Annotated in this window: 21 protein-coding genes and 1 pseudogene; 6 read left to right on the forward strand and 16 right to left on the reverse strand. The window is 71.8% G+C overall.

Going from position 1 to position 20,880, the window contains the following annotated elements:
- Positions 1–104: 104 nt before the first annotated feature.
- Positions 105–746 carry a hypothetical protein gene (locus tag ACIRL2_RS14855; protein WP_402232298.1) on the reverse strand — a complete coding sequence of 214 codons (642 nt, stop codon included), beginning with the start codon at positions 744–746 and terminating at the stop codon, positions 105–107.
- The gene (locus ACIRL2_RS14860; protein WP_395865778.1) at positions 743–1,537 is read right to left on the reverse strand and encodes a hypothetical protein; all 795 of its coding nucleotides are present in this window, start codon (positions 1,535–1,537) and stop codon (positions 743–745) included. Before ACIRL2_RS14860 ends, ACIRL2_RS14855 begins: the two co-directional genes overlap by 4 nt.
- Positions 1,538–1,771: 234 nt before the next feature.
- Between ACIRL2_RS14860 and ACIRL2_RS14865 the strand changes: the two genes are divergently transcribed.
- A complete protein-coding gene (locus ACIRL2_RS14865) occupies positions 1,772–2,563 on the forward strand; it encodes a GNAT family N-acetyltransferase (protein ID WP_395865780.1) in 792 nt (263 codons plus the stop codon).
- 119 nt (positions 2,564–2,682) lie between these two features.
- Here ACIRL2_RS14865 and ACIRL2_RS14870 read toward each other — a convergent pair whose 3' ends face one another.
- Both ACIRL2_RS14870 and ACIRL2_RS14875 read right to left on the reverse strand, forming a co-directional pair.
- Positions 2,683–3,483: a family 1 encapsulin nanocompartment shell protein gene (locus ACIRL2_RS14870; RefSeq protein WP_395865782.1), complete on the reverse strand. Its 801-nt coding sequence runs from the start codon at positions 3,481–3,483 to the stop codon at positions 2,683–2,685.
- Positions 3,484–3,586: 103 nt separating this feature from the next.
- Positions 3,587–4,753, reverse strand: a complete 1,167-nt coding sequence (locus ACIRL2_RS14875; RefSeq protein ID WP_402232301.1) for a Dyp-type peroxidase — start codon at positions 4,751–4,753, stop codon at positions 3,587–3,589.
- Between the two features lie 50 nt (positions 4,754–4,803).
- Between ACIRL2_RS14875 and ACIRL2_RS14880 the strand changes: the two genes are divergently transcribed.
- Complete coding sequence (locus ACIRL2_RS14880; RefSeq protein ID WP_402232303.1) at positions 4,804–4,995, forward strand: hypothetical protein; 192 nt, start codon at positions 4,804–4,806, stop codon at positions 4,993–4,995.
- 209 nt (positions 4,996–5,204) lie between these two features.
- Positions 5,205–5,336 (forward strand): annotated as a pseudogene (locus ACIRL2_RS14885) (DivIVA domain-containing protein); the annotation flags it as partial.
- Positions 5,337–5,865: 529 nt separating this feature from the next.
- On the opposite strand, the gene ACIRL2_RS14890 reads toward ACIRL2_RS14885, so the two are convergent.
- The 7 genes from ACIRL2_RS14890 to ACIRL2_RS14920 all read right to left on the reverse strand — a co-directional run bounded on the left by ACIRL2_RS14890 (position 5,866) and on the right by ACIRL2_RS14920 (position 14,634).
- Positions 5,866–6,996, reverse strand: coding sequence for a zinc-binding dehydrogenase (locus ACIRL2_RS14890; protein ID WP_402232305.1), 1,131 nt, complete (start codon positions 6,994–6,996; stop codon positions 5,866–5,868).
- The gene (locus tag ACIRL2_RS14895; RefSeq protein WP_402232307.1) at positions 6,993–7,313 is read right to left on the reverse strand and encodes a putative quinol monooxygenase; all 321 of its coding nucleotides are present in this window, start codon (positions 7,311–7,313) and stop codon (positions 6,993–6,995) included. The genes ACIRL2_RS14890 and ACIRL2_RS14895 overlap by 4 nt, the downstream gene beginning before the upstream one ends.
- Positions 7,310–7,999 (reverse strand): glycerol-3-phosphate responsive antiterminator, encoded by a 690-nt coding sequence (locus ACIRL2_RS14900; RefSeq protein ID WP_395865791.1) that lies wholly within the window; start codon positions 7,997–7,999, stop codon positions 7,310–7,312. The genes ACIRL2_RS14895 and ACIRL2_RS14900 overlap by 4 nt, the downstream gene beginning before the upstream one ends.
- Before the next feature lie 28 nt (positions 8,000–8,027).
- Positions 8,028–9,569 (reverse strand): FAD-binding oxidoreductase, encoded by a 1,542-nt coding sequence (locus ACIRL2_RS14905; protein WP_395865793.1) that lies wholly within the window; start codon positions 9,567–9,569, stop codon positions 8,028–8,030.
- The gene (locus tag ACIRL2_RS14910; RefSeq protein WP_402232309.1) at positions 9,566–11,305 is read right to left on the reverse strand and encodes an FAD-dependent oxidoreductase; all 1,740 of its coding nucleotides are present in this window, start codon (positions 11,303–11,305) and stop codon (positions 9,566–9,568) included. Before ACIRL2_RS14910 ends, ACIRL2_RS14905 begins: the two co-directional genes overlap by 4 nt.
- Before the next feature lie 246 nt (positions 11,306–11,551).
- Entirely contained in the window at positions 11,552–13,084 is a 1,533-nt protein-coding gene (locus tag ACIRL2_RS14915) for an FGGY family carbohydrate kinase (RefSeq protein WP_395865797.1), read from the reverse strand.
- Positions 13,085–13,152: 68 nt separating this feature from the next.
- Positions 13,153–14,634, reverse strand: coding sequence for an MFS transporter (locus ACIRL2_RS14920; RefSeq protein WP_402232311.1), 1,482 nt, complete (start codon positions 14,632–14,634; stop codon positions 13,153–13,155).
- Positions 14,635–14,953: 319 nt separating this feature from the next.
- Between ACIRL2_RS14920 and ACIRL2_RS14925 the strand changes: the two genes are divergently transcribed.
- From ACIRL2_RS14925 to ACIRL2_RS14935, 3 genes are all read left to right on the forward strand, one after another.
- Complete coding sequence (locus ACIRL2_RS14925) at positions 14,954–15,229, forward strand: hypothetical protein (RefSeq protein WP_395865802.1); 276 nt, start codon at positions 14,954–14,956, stop codon at positions 15,227–15,229.
- On the forward strand, positions 15,226–15,468 hold the full coding sequence (locus ACIRL2_RS14930; RefSeq protein WP_395865804.1) for a hypothetical protein: 243 nt from the start codon (positions 15,226–15,228) through the stop codon (positions 15,466–15,468). The genes ACIRL2_RS14925 and ACIRL2_RS14930 overlap by 4 nt, the downstream gene beginning before the upstream one ends.
- Before the next feature lie 89 nt (positions 15,469–15,557).
- Positions 15,558–16,550 (forward strand): aldo/keto reductase, encoded by a 993-nt coding sequence (locus ACIRL2_RS14935; RefSeq protein WP_402232314.1) that lies wholly within the window; start codon positions 15,558–15,560, stop codon positions 16,548–16,550.
- Between the two features lie 76 nt (positions 16,551–16,626).
- On the opposite strand, the gene ACIRL2_RS14940 is transcribed toward ACIRL2_RS14935, so the two are convergent.
- From ACIRL2_RS14940 to ACIRL2_RS14960, 5 genes are all read right to left on the reverse strand, one after another.
- A complete protein-coding gene (locus tag ACIRL2_RS14940; RefSeq protein ID WP_395865805.1) occupies positions 16,627–17,292 on the reverse strand; it encodes an HAD family hydrolase in 666 nt (221 codons plus the stop codon).
- Between the two features lie 194 nt (positions 17,293–17,486).
- Positions 17,487–18,572 carry a WD40/YVTN/BNR-like repeat-containing protein gene (locus ACIRL2_RS14945; protein ID WP_395865808.1) on the reverse strand — a complete coding sequence of 362 codons (1,086 nt, stop codon included), beginning with the start codon at positions 18,570–18,572 and terminating at the stop codon, positions 17,487–17,489.
- 144 nt (positions 18,573–18,716) lie between these two features.
- Positions 18,717–19,079: a DUF2203 domain-containing protein gene (locus ACIRL2_RS14950; RefSeq protein WP_395865809.1), complete on the reverse strand. Its 363-nt coding sequence runs from the start codon at positions 19,077–19,079 to the stop codon at positions 18,717–18,719.
- Positions 19,080–19,214: 135 nt separating this feature from the next.
- Positions 19,215–19,406 (reverse strand): hypothetical protein, encoded by a 192-nt coding sequence (locus ACIRL2_RS14955; RefSeq protein WP_395865811.1) that lies wholly within the window; start codon positions 19,404–19,406, stop codon positions 19,215–19,217.
- 80 nt (positions 19,407–19,486) lie between these two features.
- A complete protein-coding gene (locus tag ACIRL2_RS14960) occupies positions 19,487–20,689 on the reverse strand; it encodes a helix-turn-helix transcriptional regulator (protein ID WP_395865813.1) in 1,203 nt (400 codons plus the stop codon).
- Between the last annotated feature and the right edge of the window lie 191 nt (positions 20,690–20,880).

Here is a 20,880-nt window from a genome sequence, read left to right on the forward strand (position 1 = left end):
AACGGCGCGCGATGCGCGAGCCGAACGGCGCGCAGGGGCGCGCGTTTTCGCGTCCCGTCGCCCGTCGCCTGTCACCTGTCGCCCACCCCTGCCCCCGCCCTCCGTCAGAACCGCACCGAGCGCTCGATCGACTCGATCTCGCGGAAGCGTTCGCCGGCGCTGCTCGGTGCCGAGGACAGCATGTAGATCGGTACCGTGCCGGTGTCGATCACGGTGACCCGCAGCCGGAACGGTGGCACGTTCTTGTCCTCGGGAGTGCACTCGATGTCCATCAGCCACGCGTTGCGGCCGTCGAGTCGTGCCGCCTCGCTGGAGCGGACCGTGTCCTGGGCCTTGGCCGGGTAGATCAGTTCGAGCTGGGCCCGGCCCACGGTCTCGGCCATCTCCGGCATCGAGCGCGACTTGGCCACGAACACCTCGGTGTCCACGACACCGACCATGAACGTCCCCAGCGGGTTGTTCGGGTCGGCCGTCGGCTTGGCCGTGGGGTTCACGGTCTTGGGGTCGACCGTGGAGGCGACGGAGGAGTACAGGCCGACCACCGTGTCCGGCGGCTTGGCGTACCAGCCCTGTGGCAACACGTAGGAGACGTGTGCCTTCTGGTCGCGGATCTCGCCGGGTCGGGCCGAGTGTGTGGTCGACGGCGTCGCGGACGGCTCGGCCTTGGCATCCTTGTCGTCGCCGGGGCCGCACGCGCCGACCCCGATCAACGCGGCCACCGTCACCGCGAGCGCCGCGCGCCTCATTCCTCGACCTCCACGTCGCCCGCCTCCACCGCGGCGCGGTAGGCCGCCTCGACCTCGCCGGTGTCCGCGCCCTCGCGGTCGAGCAGGTGGGCGTACAGCAGGCGCGAACCCTCGATGCCCGCGTCGAGCGCGCGCCGGATGTGCTCTCGTGCGGCCTCGATCCGGCCCGCGTCCAGCTCGGCGTCGCCGAGGTCGACCAGCGCGTCCTCCTGGCCGGCCTCGACCGCGCGGGTCAGCCACGCGATGCCGTCGTCGACCGCGTCGCCGTTGAGCAGCAGCCGGCCGAGGTTGGCCATCGCGAACTCGTCGCCGCCCTCCGCCGCCGGGCGCAGCAACGCCTCCGCCTCGGCGGCGCGGTCGAAGTCCTGGAGGAAGGCGGCGAAGTCGTTGGGCGCGTCGGGGTCGCCGGCTTCGAGCGCGCTGACGTACCAGCGCTCGGCCGCCTCCGGCTCGTCCAGCGCGTCGGCCAGCAGGTTGGCGATCGGCAGTGCCCACCGCGACTCGCCCAGCCGGTGCCGCTCGGTCAGCAGGTCGACGGCGGCGTCCGGTCGGCCGGTGACCTCCAACAACTCGCTGAGCGCGTCCACCGCCTCGGCGTCGCCCTCCGCCAGCGCCTCGCGCAGAATCGCCTCGGCGGTTTCGTCGCCGCCCGCGAACATCAGCTCGCCAGCCTTGCGACGGGCTTCGGGTACACCGGCGTCGGCTGCTTCCAGGTACAGCTTGACGGCGGCGTCCATCCGCCCCTCGCGCACTGCTTGATCGGCCTGGGCGATGTGGTTGGTGCCGGACATGGTCCTGCTTTCGATTCGCGGAGCGTAGACCCACGAGCCTGCCACATCCGGCACCGAACCCCATCCTTGGCGCAAGGCACACGGACGGTCGGCGTCGGCTCGTGGCGCCCGCCCGCCCGCTCGGAACGGATGCGGTGCGATCTCCCCATGTACGGTCACCCACCGCGTCTCGGTGAACGTGTGCGGGAGGAAATTACCCGTCCCGCGGACGGCCCGGTGTGGTGGGGTGGCCCGATGAACGTGACCTCGCTCGCCTACCGCACCGACCTGATGCTGCTCACCCTCCAGGGCAGCCACGTCGAGGAACGGGACGACCACCTGGTCGTCCGAACCCCGGCCAATCCCACCTTCCACTGGGGCAATTACCTCCTCCTGGCCGCGCCACCGGCCCCGGGCACGGCGGCCGGGTGGATCGACACCTTCCGCCGCGAATTCCCGGACGCCGCCCACGTCGCACTCGGCGTCGACGGCACGGCGGGTGCCGCCGGCGACCCGACCGAGCTGGCCGCCGCGCACCTGTCCGTCGAATGCAGCACGGTCCTGACCGCGACCTCGCTGCGCCCTCCCGCGCGCCCCAACACCACCGCGACGTTCCGCATGGCCGACTCCGACGACGACTGGGCCCAGGCCCTGGCGCTCAGCGAGGCCGGCAATCCCGGTTACGCCGCCGGCGAATACCGCGAGTTCGCCGCCCGCCGCCTGGCCGGCTTCCGCGACCTCCAGGCCCGCGGCCACGGGGCCTGGTTCGGCGCCTTCGAGGACGGCCGGCTCCGCGCCGGCCTGGGCCTGTTCACCGACGGCGGGGGCCTGGCCCGCTACCAAACCGTCACCACCCACCCGGACCACCGCAACCAGGGCCTGGCCACCACCTTGATCCACACCGCGGCCCGGCACGCCCGAACCCACTGGTCCGCCGACCACCTGGTCATCGTCGCCGACCCCGCCTACCTGGCCATCGACCTCTACCGCGCGCTCGGCTTCTCCGACACGGAATCCCAGATCCAACTGGACCTCGTCCCGGCCTGACCCGAGAGGGGAACGGTCCGCGACACCGGTCCGGCCGGCCGAGTGGATGCCCGCCCTCGCGCACCGCTCCCCCGCCGGCGAAGCCGAATCGCCTGCCGACGGCGGCCGGAAGCCCCCGCCTACGGCCGAGCGAACGCGATCGCCGCCTCACCCGCGTACATCAGGAAGGTCAGCGTCTCCTGGAAGTACAGCCGGATGTCGTCATCGTCGTGCGAGAGGTAGCCGATCGACAGATCCTGGCCCAACCGCAGCTCGTAGTCGCCGCCTCGGGTGGACAGGACGAACGCCCCGTCGATCGCGGGCGCCCAGATCGGCTCGCCGCCCAGGATCCGGGTCAGGTGCTGGCGGATCGGGTAGCCGTGGTCGGCCGCCTCGTTGACCGCCGTGTACGCCTCAGGACCCAACACGAGCTGATACCGGCCGTTGACACCCGCCAGCCGCAGTTCGGTGAGCGCGCGGCTGACCGCGTCGGGGTATTCGCGCACATCCATCGGCAACGTCACCGGTTCGTTGGTGGCCGCCGCCCGGATGCCCTCGATCGACGCGGCCGGGTAGCCCTCGAAGATCAGCCGGTCCTCGGTGAACGCCATCTTGCGCGCGGCGTCCTTGACCGGCTGCCAGTCCGCGTCCTTGGCACCGCGCTCGACCGCGTCCACCGCACCGCGCGTCACCGTGAACGGCACCCGCAGTTCGATCAGCGGGCGGAAGTCCCGACTGCGCGCCCGGACTCCGTCGGCCGGCGGTGCGAGGTCGCTCAGGTGCCCGGTACCCACACCGGCCGTCTCGCCGCCGTCCGGCCCCTGTACGTCCACGACCCGGCGACCCGCGACGTGCCGCTTGAACGTACGCCTGGCCTCGTCCTCGAGGTCCGCCCACGCGGCGTCGGAGATGGGGGCGAGCTCCCGGTGGAGATTGTTCATGAGGTGTGGCTCCTGCTTCCGGATCGGTGCGGCGACTTCGGTGCGGCGAAACGGACGAAATAAACGACATGAACCGAATGGATGGAACGAACGCACGGAACGGCTAGCCGGGACCCATCCCGGCCCCGGCCTCCGCGTCCACGCCCAGGCCACCGATCCCGAGTGAACCGTCGGCGGCGCCGACCGGCGCGGCACCGACCGACGCGGGAACGGCCCCGGACGGATCCGGCGTCGGCGCGGGCAGCACCACCGGATCGACCTGCTCTGCCCCGGCGGACGCCGCGCGCGGTTCGGCCGGCGCCGGCGGCCCGGGCGGATCCGCCAGGAAATCCGCGGTGGGCACGAAGAACAGCCCGCCCGTGATCGCCGTCGAGAAGTCCAGGATCCGGTCGTACGTGCCCACCGGCTTGCCGATGAACATGTTCCGCAACATCTGCTCGGTGACGCTCGGCGTGCTGGAGTAGCCGATGAAGTAGGTGCCGAACTCGCCGCTGCCCACCGTCCCGAACGGCATGTTGTCGCGCAGGATGTCGCGCTCGGTGCCGTCCGGATCGGTGATCGTGTTCAGCGCGACGTGCGAGTCGATCGGCTTGACCGCGTCGGGCAGCTCGATGTCGGACAGCTTGGTCCGGCCGATCACCTTCTCCTGCGCCTCCACGGGCAGCGCGTTCCACGCCCGCATGTCGTGCAGGTACTTCTGCACGATCACATAGCTGGCGCCGGCGAAGTCCGGGTCGTCCTCGGCGGTGACCGTGATCGCCGCGAACGCGTCCTGCCCCTCCGGGTTTTCCGTACCGTCCACGAAGCCCATCAGGTCCCGCTGGTCGAAGTACTTGAACCCGTGCACCTCGTCGACGACCGTCGCCGCGCCGGCCAACCGGTCCATGATCACGGTGGCCAGTTCGAAGCACAGGTCCATCGTCCGCGCTCGCAGGTGCAGGAGCAGGTCGCCCGGCGTGGACACGGCCCGGTGCTTGGCACCCACCAACTCCCGGAACGGGTGCAACTCCGCCGGGCGCGGCCCCTCGAACAGCCGGTCCCACGCGTGCGAGCCGATCCCGACCACACACTGGAGGTCGCCGTCCGGAATCCGGAAACCGACCGATCGGCGCAGTCCGGCCAGGTCGGCCAGGAAGTCGCGGACGGTGTCCTCCGCCTCGGCGCCCGCGTCGACGGTCAGGACCATGAACATCGCCGACCTGGCCGGCAGGCCCAGGATCGGTTGCGGCTGGGGCAGGGTCGACGGCGCGGTCTCCCGAGGCTGGGTCATGGTGCGTGGCTCCTCGCCCGATGGTGACGCCGGTAACAGTGGTGCGGGTGATGCAGCTGGTACAGATGGTGTCGGCGCTGACGACAACCGCGGCGCGACGACTGCCCGGCGGGCCCGGCACGCTCGACGAACACCGCCGGGATCGGCAGCCGCGGACCCGCGCCGAGCGCGCCGGATCCGGCCTCGCCGTCACTCGCCGCCACCCACAGCACATCGACGGATCGCCCGGCCGGCAAACCTGACCCGGGTCGGCGATGCGCCCGATTCGATCTTGTCCTTCGTCGTCCGCGTGGCGGCGGCGACACGGTTGTAGCCTTCGCGAACGAGGTCGAGCGGGTGCGGCGGCGAGTGCTTGGGGGCACGGATGGAGTGGAGCTTCACTCGGACGCGGCTGCGTGAGGGGTACGCGATCGCCGACGTGGACGCGTTCCTGGCACTGGTGCGCAGCAGCCTGGACGGCACCGCCGCGGTCCCGCTGACGCCGACTCAGGTGCGCGAGCAACAGTTCACCACGGTGCGGCTGCGCGAGGGCTACGACGAGGACGAGGTGGACGCGGCGCTCGACGAGATCGAGGCCAGGTTGGCGGCGCGGGCGGGGGCCTGGGGCTTCGACGGCGGGCGCGGACCGGACGGGCTGTGGCGTTCGAACGGCACGGCGAACCCGGACCGGCCGGCCGGGACGGCGGACGCGGTCGGCACGCCGGGTCCGGTCGACCGCTTCGCCGAGGCGCGGGCCGAGGCCGACGTGAAGGCGGTGACGCTGCGCCCGGCCGGGGAACGCTTCGACCTGGTCCGGCGCGGTTACGGCCGGGACGAGGTCGACGCGCTGGTGAACCGCGTCGGCGAGACGCTCCGGAACCGCGTTCGCCTGGCCGCCGAGGAGGTCCTCGCCGACCGCTTCGAGATCGCCCGGCGCGGCTACGACCGCGCCCAGGTGGACGCCTGGCGCGATCGAGCCGCCGACCTGCTGATCCGCCGCCGCCTCGACGACGCGACACCGGACTGAGCACACCGCACCGAAGATGACACCGGACCGGGTGGTGGGACCAAGCGAGGACACACCCGAAACCGGACACCGGGCCCGGCGGGGACACCGGCGCTCACCCCACCCCTTACGCCCCCGTCCGGATCACCTGCCGGATCGCCTCGCCGCTCGCCAGCGCCTCCATCGCCTCGTTGAGGTCGGTCAGCGCCACCGTCCCGGTGTGCAACTGCTCGACCGGCATCAGGCCGGCCCGCCACAGGGCCAGGTACCGCGGGATGTCGCGGCGCGGCACCGCGTCGCCCATGTAGGAGCCGATCAGCGATTTGCCCTCGCCCGCGAAGGCCAGGGCCGGCACCGCGTCCAGTCTGCGGCCGGGCCCGGGCAGGCCGACCGAGACCACCCGGCCGCCGCGGTCCACCGCGGCCAGGCAGTCCGCGACCACGGCCGCGCTGCCGACCGCCTCGATCGCGACGTCCGGGCCGCCGTCGGTGAGGTCGCGGATCGCGGTGACCGCGTCGGCCGGGTCGTACGCGTGCGAGGCGCCCAGGCGCAGCGCGAGTTCGCGCTTGGCCGGCACCGGGTCGACCGCGACGATCGGGTACGCGCCGGCCGCCCGCGCGCCGAGCACCGCGGACAGCCCGACCCCGCCGAGGCCGAACACCGCGACCGACTGGCCGGGACGTACCTGCGCCGTGTTGATCACCGCGCCCGCGCCGGTGAGCACCGCGCAGCCGAACATCGAGGCCACCTCGAAAGGCACGTCGCGCGGGATCGGTACCACCGACTCCTGGGCCACCACCGCGAATTCGGCGAACGCGGACACCCCGAGCTGGTGGTGCACCACCTCGCCCGCGGCATCCCGCAGCAGCGCGGGTCCGTGCAGCAGCCCGCCCGAGCCGTTCGCCGTCGCGGCGGCCGAGCACAGCGCCGGCCGGCCCTCGTCGCAGCGCCTGCAGTGGCCGCAGCTGGGCACGAACACGAGTGCGACGTGCTCGCCCGTCGCGACCCGGTCCACGCCGGGCCCGATCGCCTCGACCACGCCGACCGCCTCGTGCCCGAGTGCCATCGGCAGCGGCCGGACCCGGTCGCCGTTGACCACGGACAGGTCGGAGTGGCACAGGCTCGCCGCGGCGATCCGGACCAGCACCTCGCCCTCGCGCGGGTCGCCGAGTTCGAGTTCCTCGATCACGACGGGTCGGCTCGCCTGATACGGACGTTCCCGCGATATCCCGCGCAGGACGGCTGCCCTGGTCCTCACCGGGCGGCCTCGTCGACGCTCACCGCGGCGGCCCGGGGGTTGAGCCGGACGACGTCCCGGCTCTCCAACAGCGGCACCACCTGCCCGAGCACGATGTCGCGGAAGTGCTCGGAGGCGCAGTGCGCGGTGAAGTCGGCCTCGGCGTCGTACTCCTCATACAACACGATCGTCCGCGGGTCCACGACGCCTTGGTGCACGCGGTAGCCGCGGCAACCGGGCTCGGTCAGCGAGCACCGGGTCATCTCGTCGAGCAGCGTCAGGACCCGCTCGTACGTGTCGGGGTTCGTGCGGTAGCGGGCGACGACGACGTAACTCACGATGTGTTTCTCCTACTTGCCTGGATTGCACTTGCCTGGGATGCGCTTGGGCGGGTCGCGGACCCGAGCGCCGCGAGCGTGTCGCGGCGCAGGTCCCACAACCGGGGGTCGGACGTGGCCACCGCGACCGCGCCGAGCGCGAGCGCGGCGGCCGCGTCCTCGGCGGTCTCCACGAAGCCGGCGGCGACGAACGGCGACATCGCGCGCTTGGCCTCGGGGGTCATCCGGGCCACGATCACCGACGGCATGATCTCGACCAGATCGGGTCCGCCGCGGGCGATCGCGTCGGTGCTGCGGCGCATGTTGGAGCGGTCGGTCACGAACACTTTCTGCATGGTCAGCAGCCCGAGCGGGCGGCCCTTCTCCATCAGCGAGAGCCGGGTGCTGACCATGCCGTGCGCGCCCATCGCCTTGAGGAACTCCAGGGCGCCCTTGTCCTGGGCCAGGCCCGGGCAACTGTCCACGTTGACGAACACCGTCTTGCCCGCCTTGCCGAGCAGCTGCACGATGTTCGGCAACTGCCCGACCGGGATGGACGCGAGGATGCACACCTTCGCCGGCGCGCCGAGAAAGTTTTGCAATCGCTGGGGTCCGATGATCGACGCGATGACCGGGACCTCGGCGAAGGCGGAGGACAGCACGGAGGACATTCGGGGCCCGCTCGCGGGGCGTTGACTGGCGTTCATGACCTACCTGCGTCGGGTCTGGTCCGCCTCACGCGTCGAAGCGGTCGGGAAGGCCCAGTTTGCCAGGATTGAGTATTCCGACCGGGTCCAGGGTGTCCTTGACCTTGGCGAACGTGTCGAAGCCGGCGCCGAGCGCGGCCGGCAGGTACGGACCGCGCAGCAGGCCGCAGCCGTGGTGGTGGCTCAGCGCCGCGCCTTGGCGGATCAGCACCTCGTTGGCCGCGTCCCACACGGCGCGGTACCACTCGCGCCGCCTGGGCCGGTCCACGTCGCCGCGCAGCGAGAAGTACACACACGCGCCGTCGGTGTACGCGTGCGACTGATGCGCGGACGCGGCCAGCGTGCCCGGCACCGACTGGATCGCCGCGACCACCTCGTCGTACACCTCGGCCAGCGCGGTCCACGACCCGGCGATCTCCAGCGTGTCGGCGACGAAGCCGGGGCCGGGGGTGAAGCCGTCGGAGGACTTGCCGACCAGCATCCGGTCCTTGAGCCAGCGCTCGAACACCGCGTCGCTGTCCAGTTCCGGACCGTAGGCGAGGCAGACCTCCTCGCTGACCTTCAGCATCGCGTCGACCAGGATCGGGTCGCCCTCGTCCGCGATCAGCAGCAGGTTGGTCTCGGGGTGGTCGAAGTGCACCCCGCTCTCCAGCTTGTCGTACAGGCGCAGCACGGCAGGGGTGGCGCCGCGCTGCATGATCTTGCGGCACGCGTCCAGGCCCTCGGCGAAGGTCTCGAAGCCGAACGCGAGCGCCTTGGCGTAGGTGGGCAGCGGGTGCACCCGGATCCGGGCGGAGGTGATCACGCCGAGCGTGCCCTCCGAGCCGATGAAGATCTGCCGCAGGTCGGGGCCGGTGGCGGCGCGCGGGTAGTCGCCGTAGGTGGCCCGGGTGCCGTCGGCGTGCACGACGTCGATGCCGACGACCATGTCCTCGATCTTGCCGTAGCGCGTGGAGAGTTGACCGGCGCCGCGGCAGGCGATCCAGCCCCCGACGGTGGAGACGGCGAACGCGGACGGCCAGTGGCCGGTGGTGGCGCCGTAGGTCTCCTGGAGTTCCTTTTCGAACAGGTCGCCGAACATGCCGGCTTCCACGTCGACGACGAGCGACTCGGCGTCGAACGACACGATCCGGTTCAGTGCGCACAGGTCGAGCACGACGCCGCCGTGCACGGGCAGGGCCGCGCCGGTGACGTTGCTGCGGCCGGCGGAGGCGGTGACCGGGATGCCGGCCGCGTTGCAGATCCGCAGGACGGCGGCGACCTGGTCGGCGTCGACCACCTCGACCACGACCGCGTCCGGGGTGGCCGGGCGGCCGTCGGTCTCGCCGATCATGGTGCCCGCCCACCAGTCGCGGGTGCGGGCGACCACGTCGGCGCGGTCGGTGTACACGGCCTTGGCGACGCCGCGCAGGTCCTCGATCACCGACTCGGGGACCTCGACGACGGCGCCCTGGAGCGAGGCGTCGCCGTCGCCGACCGGGGTGTTGCGGGCCCATTTGGGCGGTGTGGGCGCGCCGACGATGTAGTCGCCGCGGTTGAACGGGTTGGTGATGGTCTGCCTGCTGATCACTTCACTGCTCCTTGGGGTGCGTCGAGCGTTGCGGGTGCTGCGGGTGCTGCGGGTGCCGTCGGTCCCTCGGACTCGCCGAGCAGGACCGCCTTCTCGTGCCGGACGGCCGCGAGGTAGTCCGCGACCTGCCGCTCGATCTGCGCCGCGGACAGGCCCAGTTCGGCGCCGAGCAGGCGGCCGACCTCGGGCGCGGCGGCGGCCGAGGCGTCGCGCGCGAACAGGCGCGAGCGGGTACGGCGGGAGAGCACGTCGTCCACCGAACGGGCCATCTCCGAGCGGGCCGCGTAGACCACCTCGGCCCGGATGTACGGCATGCCCGCGACCACCGGCTCGGCCAGCGTGGCGTCCTCGGCGAGCAGGTCGGAGACGAAGCGCGCCTCGGTGCCGTAGCGCTCGCCCAGGTGCGCGGCCAGGCCGCCGGATGCGGCGACCGCCTCGGCGTCGTAGCCGGCGCCGCCGATCAGCGGCAGGTTGGCGGTGCGGCTGCGGCCCTTGCGGCCGAGTACCTCCATCACCTTGTCGATCACCAGTTCGCCCATGTGCCGGCTGGTGGTGAGCTTGCCGCCGGTGACGGTGACCATGCCGCCGCGTCCGACGTCGATGTGGTGGTCGCGGCTCATGTCGAGGGTGGCGCCCTCCTTCTTGCCCACCAGCGGACGCAGGCCGCCGATGCTGCCGACCACGTCGTCCGGGGTGAGCTTGCCCTCGAACGCGGTGTTCGCGCCCTCCAGCAGGAACTCCATCTCCGGGCGGGTGCAATGCACGTCGTCGACGGAACCCTGGTAGTCCTCGTCGGTGGTGCCCAGCACGACCGAGTCGCCCCACCGGGTGCAGGTGGCGCGCCGGGCCCGGCCCGGGATCGGCACGGTGACCGTGCAGTCGATCCGGACCTTGCTCCACGGCACCACGATGTGTACGCCCTTGGCGGGCCGTACCCGCGGGTCGTGTCCGGGGTCGGCCATCGCGTCGACCGCGTCGCTCCACACGCCGGTCGCGTTGACCACCGCGGCGGCGCGCACGTCGAACCGCTCGCCGTCCACCTCGATCCGGGCACCCGCCGCGCGACCGCGCTCGTCCAGCACCCGGTCCACCTTGGCGCCGTTGAGCACGGTGGCGCCGAGCGCGGCGGCGGTACGCACGATGGTGAGGACCAGTCGCGCGTCGTCGGCGCGCCCGTCGAAGTACATCAGGCCACCCCGGAGGTGGTCCGCGCGCAGCGTGGGGGCGTGTGCGAGCACCTCGTCGACGGTCAGCCGCTGGTGCAGCTTGCCGATCCGCCAGCCGCCGACCAGGTCGTAGGTCCACAGCAGACCCTCGAAGCCCTTGGCCAGTCGGGCGTCGAAGACGCCCTCCTTCTCCAGGATCGGGAACAGGAACGGCAGCCGGTGCACCAGGTGCGGCGCGTTCTTGCGAAAGCGGTGCCGCTCCAGGAGCGAGTGCCGGACCAGGTTGACGTTGCCCTGCTCGATGTAGCGCAGGCCGCCGTGCACCATCTTGGACGACTTGGAGGAGGTACCCGAGGCGAAGTCGTCCTTCTCCACCAGGGCCACGTCCAGACCGCGCGAGGCCGCGTCGAGGGCGGCGTAGGCGCCGGTGACGCCGCCGCCGATCACGAGCACGTCGAACACGTGGTCCGCCAGTCGGCGCTTGGCCCGGCTGCGGTCGAGAAGCAGCGGCTTCCCTCTCGTGGCCGCCGCCGGCGCACGCCGAGGCTTGCGGGCGGGCAAGGTGATCACAACATCAACTCCTGGAATCTGTCCGACGGTTCGATGACCGGACCGTCGGGTGGTACGTGGTGCGGGTGGCCTCGCGGCCGGCCGGGGGTGGATGGCTTGGGGTGGATGGCCGGGGGTGGCCGGCCTGGGCCGGGCCGCCCGGGTCTCGGGTGGCCTCGGGCGGGTGGTCTCGGGCGGGTGGTCTCGGGCCGAACCGCGCTGCGGGTGGTCGCACGGCCGGCCCGGTGGGTGGCGCGGGCCCGCGCCTCAGTCGAGGTGCGGCGCGAGCACGGTCCGCCACGCGGCCCGTTGCTCCGCGCGTTGTTCGGGGGTGGTGGTGGGTTCGAAGATTCGGCCGCGCGGCTGCGCCTCGACCACCTCTTCGAGCGAGGACCACAGGCCCTCGCGGACGCCGGCCAGATAGGCGGTGCCGCGCAGGCTCGCGGTCGCCGAGTCCGCGGCGCGCTCCAGCGGCAGGCCGACGAGGTCCGCCTGGAGCCGCATCAGCGTGTCGCTGCCGGCCACGCCGCCGCCCACGCGCAGTCGCCCGAACGGCGCGCGCATGGTCTCGGCGACGCCGTCGATCAGATCGCACACCGAGTGCGCGATCCCGTCCAGCACGGCGCGGGCCACGTCGGCCCGCGTGGTGGCCAGGGTCAGGCCGCTGAGCGCGGCCCGCGCCTCGGGCCGCCACGCGGGGGTGCGGATGCCGGCGAGCGCGGGCACAAACCACTCGCGCCGACTCGATCCACCCTGTTCCCGTGCCTGGGCGGCGAGTTCGCCGATCTCCGCGGGCGAGGCGAAGAAGCCGAGGTCGTCGCACAACCAGCGCAGCGCGGACCCGGTGGTCGAGCAGTACGCCTCCAGGCTGAAGTGCGTCTTCTCGCCCTGCCGCCAGCCGGGTTGAGCCAGCACGCCGGTCACGCCGGGGATCGGCAACGCGGGAGTGTCCCCGGTGGCCGCGTCCACGAACGTGCCGGTGCCGTACACGCACATGCCCTGCCCGGCCGCCAGTCCGCCGAGCGCGATCAGCGCGGCGTGCTGGTCACCCATGACGGCGGCCAACGGCAGTTCAACGCCCAGGAGTTCGGGGTCGGTGCGACCGTAGCCCTGGTCGTCGTCGGCGAACAGGTCGGGCAACAGGTCGAGCGGGTAGCCCAGTTGCTCGATCCACTCGCGGTCCCAGGCGTGTTCGCGAAGCAGGTAGGCGCCGGCCGAACCGGCGTTGCTCGCCGAGACGGCGTGCGCCGCGCCGGCGGTGAACTTCCAGGCCAGCCAGGTGTCCACGGTGCCGAACAACAGCGTCCCGGCCGCGTACGAGGCGGCCACGTCGGGCACTTCGGCGATCTGCCGGGCGGCCCACAGGAACGGCGCCCTGCTGCCCACCGGCCGGCCGAGCCGCGCGGTCAGCGGCTCGTCCCATGCGGCCTCGTAGGCGAGCAGGTCCCGGGCGTAGCGCCGGTCCTGCCACACACAGGCCGGCACCAGCGGCCGGCCGGTGCGCGAATCCCACAACATCGCGGTGGCCCGCTGGGTGGACAGCGCGAGTGCGACGATCTCGACATCGTTCGCCCGCCCCCAGGCCAGCGCCTCGCGGCAGGCGGTCAGGGTGGCGGTCCAGATCTCCACCGGGTCCTGTTCGACCGAGTGTTCGTCGGGATGCCGCACCGCGATCTGCCGGTACGCCACGTGGCCCACCGTCCCGGAGTCCAGCACGACTCCGGCCCGGGTCCCCGTGGTGCCCTCGTCCACGGACAGGATGCCGAGGCGCCGTCCAGGAGCGTGCAACGTCTTCGTCATCACAGCCCTTTCGGTCCGAAATATCCGATTGCGATCTCCGCGTGCGAGTCTTTCGCGGGAGGTCTCCGTCAGCGGGTGACCAACGCGGGATTCGCGGGATTCGCGGGGTCCGCCGGATGCCCGGGCTGCCCGGTCAGGGTCGGCACGTCCGGGTCCTCGTCGGGCGAGATCGCCCGGGTCGGGTCCCACTTGATCGCCAGGCACGTGAGCAGGCCCAGCAGCGGCACGATCGCCAGGACCAGGAACGTCTTGTCCAGCCCGATGCCGTCCTTGATCTGCGGGAACAGGTACAGCCCCGCCACGCTGCCGAAGCTGCCGATCATCCCGGTGACGCCGGTGCCCAGCGTGCGCACCTCACTGCGGTAGGACAGCGCGGCGATCGACTTGCCGTTGGCGCCGGGACCGGCCGAGTGACAGAAGATGAACATCGCCGGGAGGATGAACGCGATCCAGGTCGGCACCCGGTCGAAGGTCAGGCCCATCCCGACCAGCATCACGAACACGCCGCCGAAGCCGATCGCCGAGCTGACCCGCAGGCCGAGCTTGCGGGCGAACCACGCGGACAGGATGCCGCCGACGATGCCGAAGGCGTTGAACACCATCGAGCCGATCGTGGCCTTCTCGAAGCTGTTGCCGAAGATCGCCAGGCTGATCACCGGCAGGTACCAGCCGACCGCGAAGTACTGCATGGACTGGCCGAGCGAGATGGCCGAGGAGAGCAGCGTGCGCGGCAGGTACTTGCCGCGGAACAGGATCCCGGCCTGCTTCATGCCCACGTTCGGCGGCACCTCGTCCGCGTCCGCGTCGTCGTGCACGGCTCCCGCGGCGGCAGGCTTCGCGGCGACGGCCTCGATCCCGTAGATCCGGCGCAGGTTGCGCACCGCGTCCTCCAGGCGACCCTTGGTGGCCAGCCAGGTGGGGCTCTCCACGAGGAAGGCCCACTGGAGGAGGAACAGGGACAGCGCGATCACCCCGGCCGAGCCGACCGACCAGCGCCAGATGTCCGCACCGACGTCGAACTTGAAGCAGATCAGGGTGAGCAGCAGGTTGCCGGTGGTGGCGATGTACCAGATGCCCTGCCACAGGTTGAGCCGGCCGCGCAGCGACTTGGGCGTGTACTCCGCGAGCAGCGCCATCGCCACCGCGAAGTCGACCCCGTAGGCGACACCGACCAGGACCCGGCCGATCCACACCACGGTGAAGTCGTCGGCGGTGGCCGCGATCACCGCTCCGGCCAGCGCGAACAGCTTGGCCATCAGCAGTGGGGGCACCCGCCCGATCCGGGTGGCCAACCACCCGCCGATCGGATTGAACAAGATGGCGAGAGCCGGCGCGGTGGCGGTGAGGATGGAAACCTGAGTACTGCTCAGCTCCATCTGCTTCGTCATCGGGGCGAGCCCGGCGCCGAGCGCGGCGTTGGAGTACGCGTCGAGGAAGAGGCCCCCGAACACGAGGAACCAGATGACCTTGGCCCGACCGGAGATTCTTCCCAGTCGGTCGATGAGCGCGACGACGTCCTTGACGCCTCTGACGCTCTGCTGCTGTGCCATGAACCCGTCCTCGGAAAAAAGGACCAGTCGGCGACACGCGAGCGCTAACGCGTAGGAGGGCACAGCGAAGCCACCGACAGGTGGTCTTCGTCTGTTCCTGCCAAAGAATGATCTGGACCTTATGAGCGAGATTTGGGGGTGTCAAGGGTCCATAAGCGAACGAACGCGATCCCTGATCCGTCGAGCACTGCTGATGCCGTACGGCACATACCCGATCGCATGCGCCGCCCGATGTGCGCCGGGGCGCATTGCCAGGCGGGTACGCCGCCGGTGTGCGCCGACTGTCGGTCACGGGCGGCCTCGTGCCACGCTGGTACGCATGAGTGACCGACCCGTCATCCGCACCCACCACAACGGCCGCGTGGTCGAGCTGCCCGGCACCCTCGCGGACATCCGCGCCGCCCTCCCCGAGAGCGATCGGGCCGCGTTCGACCACGACATCGACCACGCCGCCATCGACAACCTTCCGGCCGTCGCCTCCGCTTGGGCCAAGACCCCCGAGATGCGCGCCCACGACGACGCCATCACGACCCAGGTGGCGACCGGCGACCACAGCGGCCTCTACAACCCCGACGGCACACCCGTCGAAATGTGAGCAAATACCGAGTCCAGTACACGGACAACGCGCTCGCCGGGTATAACGCCCTGTCCTCCTCGAAGCGTCGGGAATTCGACCGCGCGGTCGACTCCATGTCGTACTCGCCGCGTACGTACGGTGACGCGATTCGCGGCAACCCGGACCGGCGCACTGCGGTACTGGCCGGGGTGATCACCGAGTACGAGGTCAGCTCCGGCGTCCTGGTCGTCACCATGCTTCACGTGCGTGGCCTCTGACCGGCACCCGCCCGACGCGCACCGTGCCCACGGATGTCGGCGTGAAAATCGCGCACCGAACGGGGCTCGCACAGGCGAAGATGGTCGGCATGATCCACTCTGCTGCTGATGACCGTTACGAATCGATGCGTTATCGCCGGGCCGGGCGTAGTGGGGTCGAGTTGCCCGCGGTGTCGCTCGGGTTGTGGCACAACTTCGGGGACACCCAGCCCATGGAGGTGCAACGCGCGGTACTGCGCCGGGCCTTCGACCTCGGCGTGACGCACTTCGACCTGGCGAACAACTACGGGCCGCCGTACGGGTCGGCGGAGGCGAACTTCGGGGTGCACTACCGGGCCGACTTCCGGCCCTATCGCGACGAGATGTTCATCGCCTCCAAGGCCGGCTGGGACATGTGGCCGGGGCCGTACGGCGACGGTGGGTCGCGCAAGTACCTGCTGGCGAGTCTGGATCAGTCGCTCGCCCGGATGAGCCTCGACTACGTCGACGTCTTCTACTCGCACCGCTACGACCCGAAGACGCCGCTCGAGGAGACGATGGGCGCGCTGGACACGGCCGTTCGGTCCGGGCGCGCGCTGTACGCCGGCATCTCCAACTACGGCCCGCAGGAGCACCGCCAAGCGGTGGCGATCCTGCGCGACCTCGGCACTCCCGTGCTGCTCAACCAGTCGGCGTACTCGATCCTGGACCGCGAGCCGGAGCGTGGCGTGCTGGACGCGGTCGGCGAGACCGGTACCGCGCTGATCGCCTATTCACCGCTGGCCCAGGGCCTGTTGACCGATCGCTACCTCGACGGTGTGCCCGAGGATTCGCGGATGGCGGTGGGCCACTTCCTCAAGCAGGACGCGCTCACCGAGGAGCGGCTGACCCTGCTGCGCGCGCTGAACAAGCTTGCCCAGGGTCGGGGCCAGACCCTCGCCCAGCTCGCGCTGACCTGGATCCTGCGCGACGAGCGGGTCGTGTCGGTGATCGTCGGGGCAAGCAGCGTACGGCAGTTGGAGCAGAACCTGTCCGCCGTCGGGCAACCGGACCTGACCGCGGCCGAGATCGACGAGATCGACCGGCTCTGCGCCGAACTCTGAACCGAGCCGGCGCCGGCGCGATCCGAAGGCCGCGCTCGGAAGGCCGCACTCCGAAGGCCGCGACCGGGAAGCGGCCCTACGCCCGCGCCGCCGAGGACGCGTGCAGGTCCCCGGCCTCGATCGAGGCCAGGGACGCGACCACTCGGCGGCCCGGTGCGGGCGTGATCGCAGTGGTCGAGGACACCGCGAGGACGGCGCACCCGGCGGCTTCCGCCGAGGTGACGCCGACCATGGTGTCCTCGACCGCGACGCACGCGCTCGGCTCGACCCCGAGCGCGGTCGCCGCGGCCAGATAAGGGGCGGGGTCGGGCTTGGTCCGCGCCACGTCCTCGGCCGCGACGGTCACCGCGAACCGGGCCGACCCCAACACGTCCCGTACCAGGTCCACGACCCGGCGCGGCGACGCCGACACGATCGCCAGCGGCACCTCGGCGGCGGCCAAGGCGTCGAGCAGCGCGACGACTCCCGGCAGCGGCTCGATGCGATCCGCGACCCTGGTCGTGAACGCCGCGTCCAGCGCGTCCGTCAGCTCGTGCACACACGGTGCCTCGGCCACCACCGTGTGCAGGTACACCGCGGTGTGCCCGATCGCGTGCCCGACCACGTCCGCCGCGTCCGTCTCCCCGAGCACGTAGCCGACCCGCCCGGCCACGTCCGCGACCGCTTCCCACCACAACTGCTCGGTGTCGACAAGGGTCCCGTCCATGTCGAACAACACGGCGGCAGGCAGATCGACGGACACGCTGACTCGTTTCGATGGCGTGAGGCGAGGACGTCACGACCCTCTCAGCCCGACGTGAGCACAGTGCCACCACCGGGTTGCGGTCGCGTGAACGTGTGTGAACCCCGCCGCCACGGGACCGTCCCCCCGTCGCATGCGGCCCGTCCGAGCCCGTGGCCGGCGGGCGAGCTCCGTGGTCCGCGCGCCCTCCCGCCTCAGATCACCGCCGCCCGCAGGGACAGGACGTCGGGGAGGTGTTGGGCGATGCGTTCCCAGCGGTCGCCGCCGTGTCGGCCCCGGTAGATCTCGCCGCTGCGGGAACCGAAATACAGGCTCGCGTCCTCGGCGTCGTCGGTGCACATCGCGTCGCGCATCACGGCCGTCCAGAAGTCGTCCGGGAGGCCGTCGCCCAGGGCCGTCCAGGACTTGCCCGCGTCGTCGCTGCGGTAGACGCGGCACAGGCCGTCCACCGGGAAGCGCATCGCGTCGGCGATGAGCGGGACCACATAGACGGTGTCCGGGCGGTGCGGGTGGACCACGATGGTGAAGCCGAAGTCGGCGGGCAGGCCGTCGGCGATCGACTCCCACCTGGCTCCCGCGTCGTCGCTGCGGTAGACGCCGTGGTGGTTTTGCAGGAACAGCCGGTCGGGGCGGTCCGGGTGCCGGGCCACCTTGTGTACACACTGCCCGTACTCGGGGTACTCGTCGGGCAGGAACGTCACATGGATGCCGGTGTTGGACGGGTTCCAACTCGCGCCGCCGTCCTCGGTGACGTACACCCCGCCGGTGGACATCGCGACGGTGATCCGGCGCGGGTCGGTGGGGTGCGGCAACACCGTGTGGATCGCCTGGCCGCCGAAGCCGGCCTCCCAGTGCGGCCGGTGCGGGTGGTCCCACAGCGCGCGGACGAGTTCGAAGGAACGGCCGCCGTCCTGGGAGCGGAACAGCGCGGACGGCTCGACGCCGGCGTAGAGCACGTCGGGTTCGGCACGGGAGCCCGGCACCAGTTGCCAGATCCGCTCGACCGAGGCGCCCGCGTCCGCCGGGAAGCCGACCCGGCCCAGGTCCGGTTCGCGCCAGGTCGCGCCGAGGTCGTCGCTGGTGACCACGACCGGGCCGAAGTGCTCGTGGACGACGCCCGCCATCACCCGGGGCGTGTCCCCCCGGGTGTCGATCGCGACCGAGTAGACGCCGGTCATCGGGTGGTGCGGCCCGGTGTACGCCCAGGACCCGTCGTCGCGCGAGCGACCGATCCACAGGCCCTTGCGGGTGCCGATGGCGAGCAGGACGGACTTCGTCATGGGTGACCTCCAGGCAGCGTTCCGTTCCACGGGGAACGCTACGCGGCCGAAGTGACATTCGCCCGATTCGACGCGATCCGATGGGATCCGGCGAGGTCCGGTGAGGTCTGGTGGGATCTGTCGTAATCCGAATGAATGTCGGCCCTACGGCAACGGACGTCGCCCCGCGAAGCCCAGGTCGGCACGGTGATACCAGCCCAGCCGACGATCGCCCTCCAGCCAGCACAGCAACACCGGTACGCCGTCCAGGTCGGCCGGGAAGTCCACGAGGAGCGGCGCGAAGCCCTTGAGCTCCGCGCCGGTCTGCTGGATCTGCGTCATCAGTTCGTCGAGCCGGGCCTGCATGCCCTTGAGTTCGGGCAGTCCGCCGAGTTCGGACCGGGCCCCGCCGCGCTCCAGCGCCGCGGTCAACTCCGCCGCGTCCGCTCGTACGGTGATCAGCTCGTCGAGCACCGGCATCAGCCGGGCCAACTCCGCGTGTGCCTCGTCGACCGTGAACAGACCCATGTGCACAGCCTCCCACGTCGGGCGAACGTGCCACCGCCCGGCTGTACGACGCACCATCGGACGCACCCCCGGCACACCGCGCGGAGACCGCGCGTCGAGCGGCCGAGGGGTCACCCGAACTACCCGGCCGTGCCCCTACACCCCGGGGAAGGTCCCGTGGTTGGTGTGCACCCCGAGGACGCCACCGGCGGATTCGGCCCGACCGGTCAGGTCCCGCTCGATGTCCAGACCGTCGTGACTCATGGTGGGCCCGCGCCTGCCGACCGCGACCGCGATCAGGGCCACGACCACGAGCAAGCCGACGGCGAAGAAGAGGATCGTGATCACGGCGGCTCCTTGGGAATGCGCGGTGTACGTGGCCTGACGGTGCTGTCGGGTCCTACCCGACCCGACGGCGGCGCCGGGTTCTACATGATCCATGCCCGTTCCGGGCCCCACGACCCATTTCCCGCGCATCGGGCGGCCAGCGCACGCAGCCGGGACTCGTCGCCGTCCGCCGGCGAGTCCAGACGCAGGATCTCCTGGACGAAGCGGCGATTCGGCGGCCGACAGCGGATCTCCTGGGCCGCGGCGGCCTCCGCCTCCAGGAGCGCGCCGACCGCCTCACCGCGCCGGCCGAGCGCGGCGAGCGCGCGGGCGAGGTCGATCAGGTGCCGGGCCTGACGACCGCGCGGCAGGACGGCCAGCGCGTCCGGGGAGAACCGACCGGCGACGGCCCGCGCGTACTCGCCCAGCAGTACGTGTGCGGTCACCCGGTACAGCGGCACCTGGATCGCGCCGGGGTCGGCCCGCTCGGCCCCCTCCAGCAGATCGCGGGTGGCGGGGCGATCGCCGAGTCGGGCCGTGGCCAGTGCCGCGCCCAACCGCAGGGTACGCAGCGCCGCTCGGCCCGCCCGGCCGCGCAGGTCCAGCGCCGAAGCCAGGTCCGCCTCCGCCCCGAGGGCGAACTCGACGGCGGCCCCCGCGCCTTCGTGCCAGGCCATGGCACCGGTCAGCCGATGGGCCGCACGCGCCAGGACCACCGCGTCGCCGCTGTGCCCGGCCGCGGTGATCGCCCGATCGGCCGCGCGCCAGGCCAGGTCGGCGTCGCCGAACACCTGGGCGGCGGCGGAGGCCAGGCCCAGCGCGGCGGACCGGACGGCGGCCCGCGCGCACGCGTCGGACCCGACCGCCCCCGCGATCGGCACCGTCGCCGCCAGGACCGGCGGCACCACCCGATCCAGACACCCGTAGTCCGCGGCCGTGTACGCGGTCCACCCGTAGCTCAACTCTCGGCGCGGCATCGCGAGATCGATCCGCCGGACGGATCCCGGGCCGGCGGCCGGCGCGATGTCCACCCGGCGCAGCGCGGCCCGCACCGCGCCCAGCGGATCGTGCTCGTGCTGTTCCCGGTTCGGTTCCTCGGGCAGCAGTCGGTCGATCCCGATGTGCAGCACCCGCGCGGCCCTGGTGAGCAACGACAGGCGCGGATCCGCCTGCCGGTGGCCCGCCTCCACGTCCTCGACCCAGCGCACGGATCGGCCCATCAGGCGCGCGAATTCGGCCTGGGTCAAGCCTCGACGTACCCGCCAGTACGCGATCCGCCGGCCGATGCCGGTCGCGGTGTGCATGCCGGGCCGCTCCTTGGGGTATCGCCGAGTGTGCGCCCGATCACGTGTCGCCTCGGCGCGGCGCGTGATCGTCTTTGTGCACGGTATGTGCCGCACGGGCGGGAAGTTCCCCACGCGGACTGCGTGGATTCTGTCGGGTGCCCCGCCGGTACCTTCGGCCGGGTCGCGGCAACCGCATTTCGGGCCGGGTT

It is taken from the genome of Embleya sp. NPDC127516 (genome assembly GCF_044765325.1).
Taxonomy (GTDB): Bacteria; Actinomycetota; Actinomycetes; order Streptomycetales; family Streptomycetaceae; genus Embleya.

Bases quoted from the DNA above. Each gene is read 5' to 3' on its own strand.
- ACIRL2_RS14870 (WP_395865782.1), bottom strand. From the start codon at position 3,483: ATGAACAATCTCCACCGGGAGCTCGCCCCCATCTCCGACGCCGCGTGG.
- ACIRL2_RS14855 (WP_402232298.1), bottom strand. From the start codon at position 746: ATGAGGCGCGCGGCGCTCGCGGTGACGGTGGCCGCGTTGATCGGGGTC.
- ACIRL2_RS14920 (WP_402232311.1), bottom strand. From the start codon at position 14,634: ATGGCACAGCAGCAGAGCGTCAGAGGCGTCAAGGACGTCGTCGCGCTC.
- ACIRL2_RS14945 (WP_395865808.1), bottom strand. From the start codon at position 18,572: ATGACGAAGTCCGTCCTGCTCGCCATCGGCACCCGCAAGGGCCTGTGG.
- ACIRL2_RS14925 (WP_395865802.1), top strand. From the start codon at position 14,954: ATGAGTGACCGACCCGTCATCCGCACCCACCACAACGGCCGCGTGGTC.
- ACIRL2_RS14900 (WP_395865791.1), bottom strand. From the start codon at position 7,999: ATGAACGCCAGTCAACGCCCCGCGAGCGGGCCCCGAATGTCCTCCGTG.
- ACIRL2_RS14880 (WP_402232303.1), top strand. From the start codon at position 4,804: ATGCAGCTGGTACAGATGGTGTCGGCGCTGACGACAACCGCGGCGCGA.
- ACIRL2_RS14875 (WP_402232301.1), bottom strand. From the start codon at position 4,753: ATGACCCAGCCTCGGGAGACCGCGCCGTCGACCCTGCCCCAGCCGCAA.
- ACIRL2_RS14935 (WP_402232314.1), top strand. From the start codon at position 15,558: ATGATCCACTCTGCTGCTGATGACCGTTACGAATCGATGCGTTATCGC.
- ACIRL2_RS14865 (WP_395865780.1), top strand. From the start codon at position 1,772: ATGAACGTGACCTCGCTCGCCTACCGCACCGACCTGATGCTGCTCACC.
- ACIRL2_RS14960 (WP_395865813.1), bottom strand. From the start codon at position 20,689: ATGCACACCGCGACCGGCATCGGCCGGCGGATCGCGTACTGGCGGGTA.
- ACIRL2_RS14950 (WP_395865809.1), bottom strand. From the start codon at position 19,079: ATGGGTCTGTTCACGGTCGACGAGGCACACGCGGAGTTGGCCCGGCTG.
- ACIRL2_RS14915 (WP_395865797.1), bottom strand. From the start codon at position 13,084: ATGACGAAGACGTTGCACGCTCCTGGACGGCGCCTCGGCATCCTGTCC.
- ACIRL2_RS14860 (WP_395865778.1), bottom strand. From the start codon at position 1,537: ATGTCCGGCACCAACCACATCGCCCAGGCCGATCAAGCAGTGCGCGAG.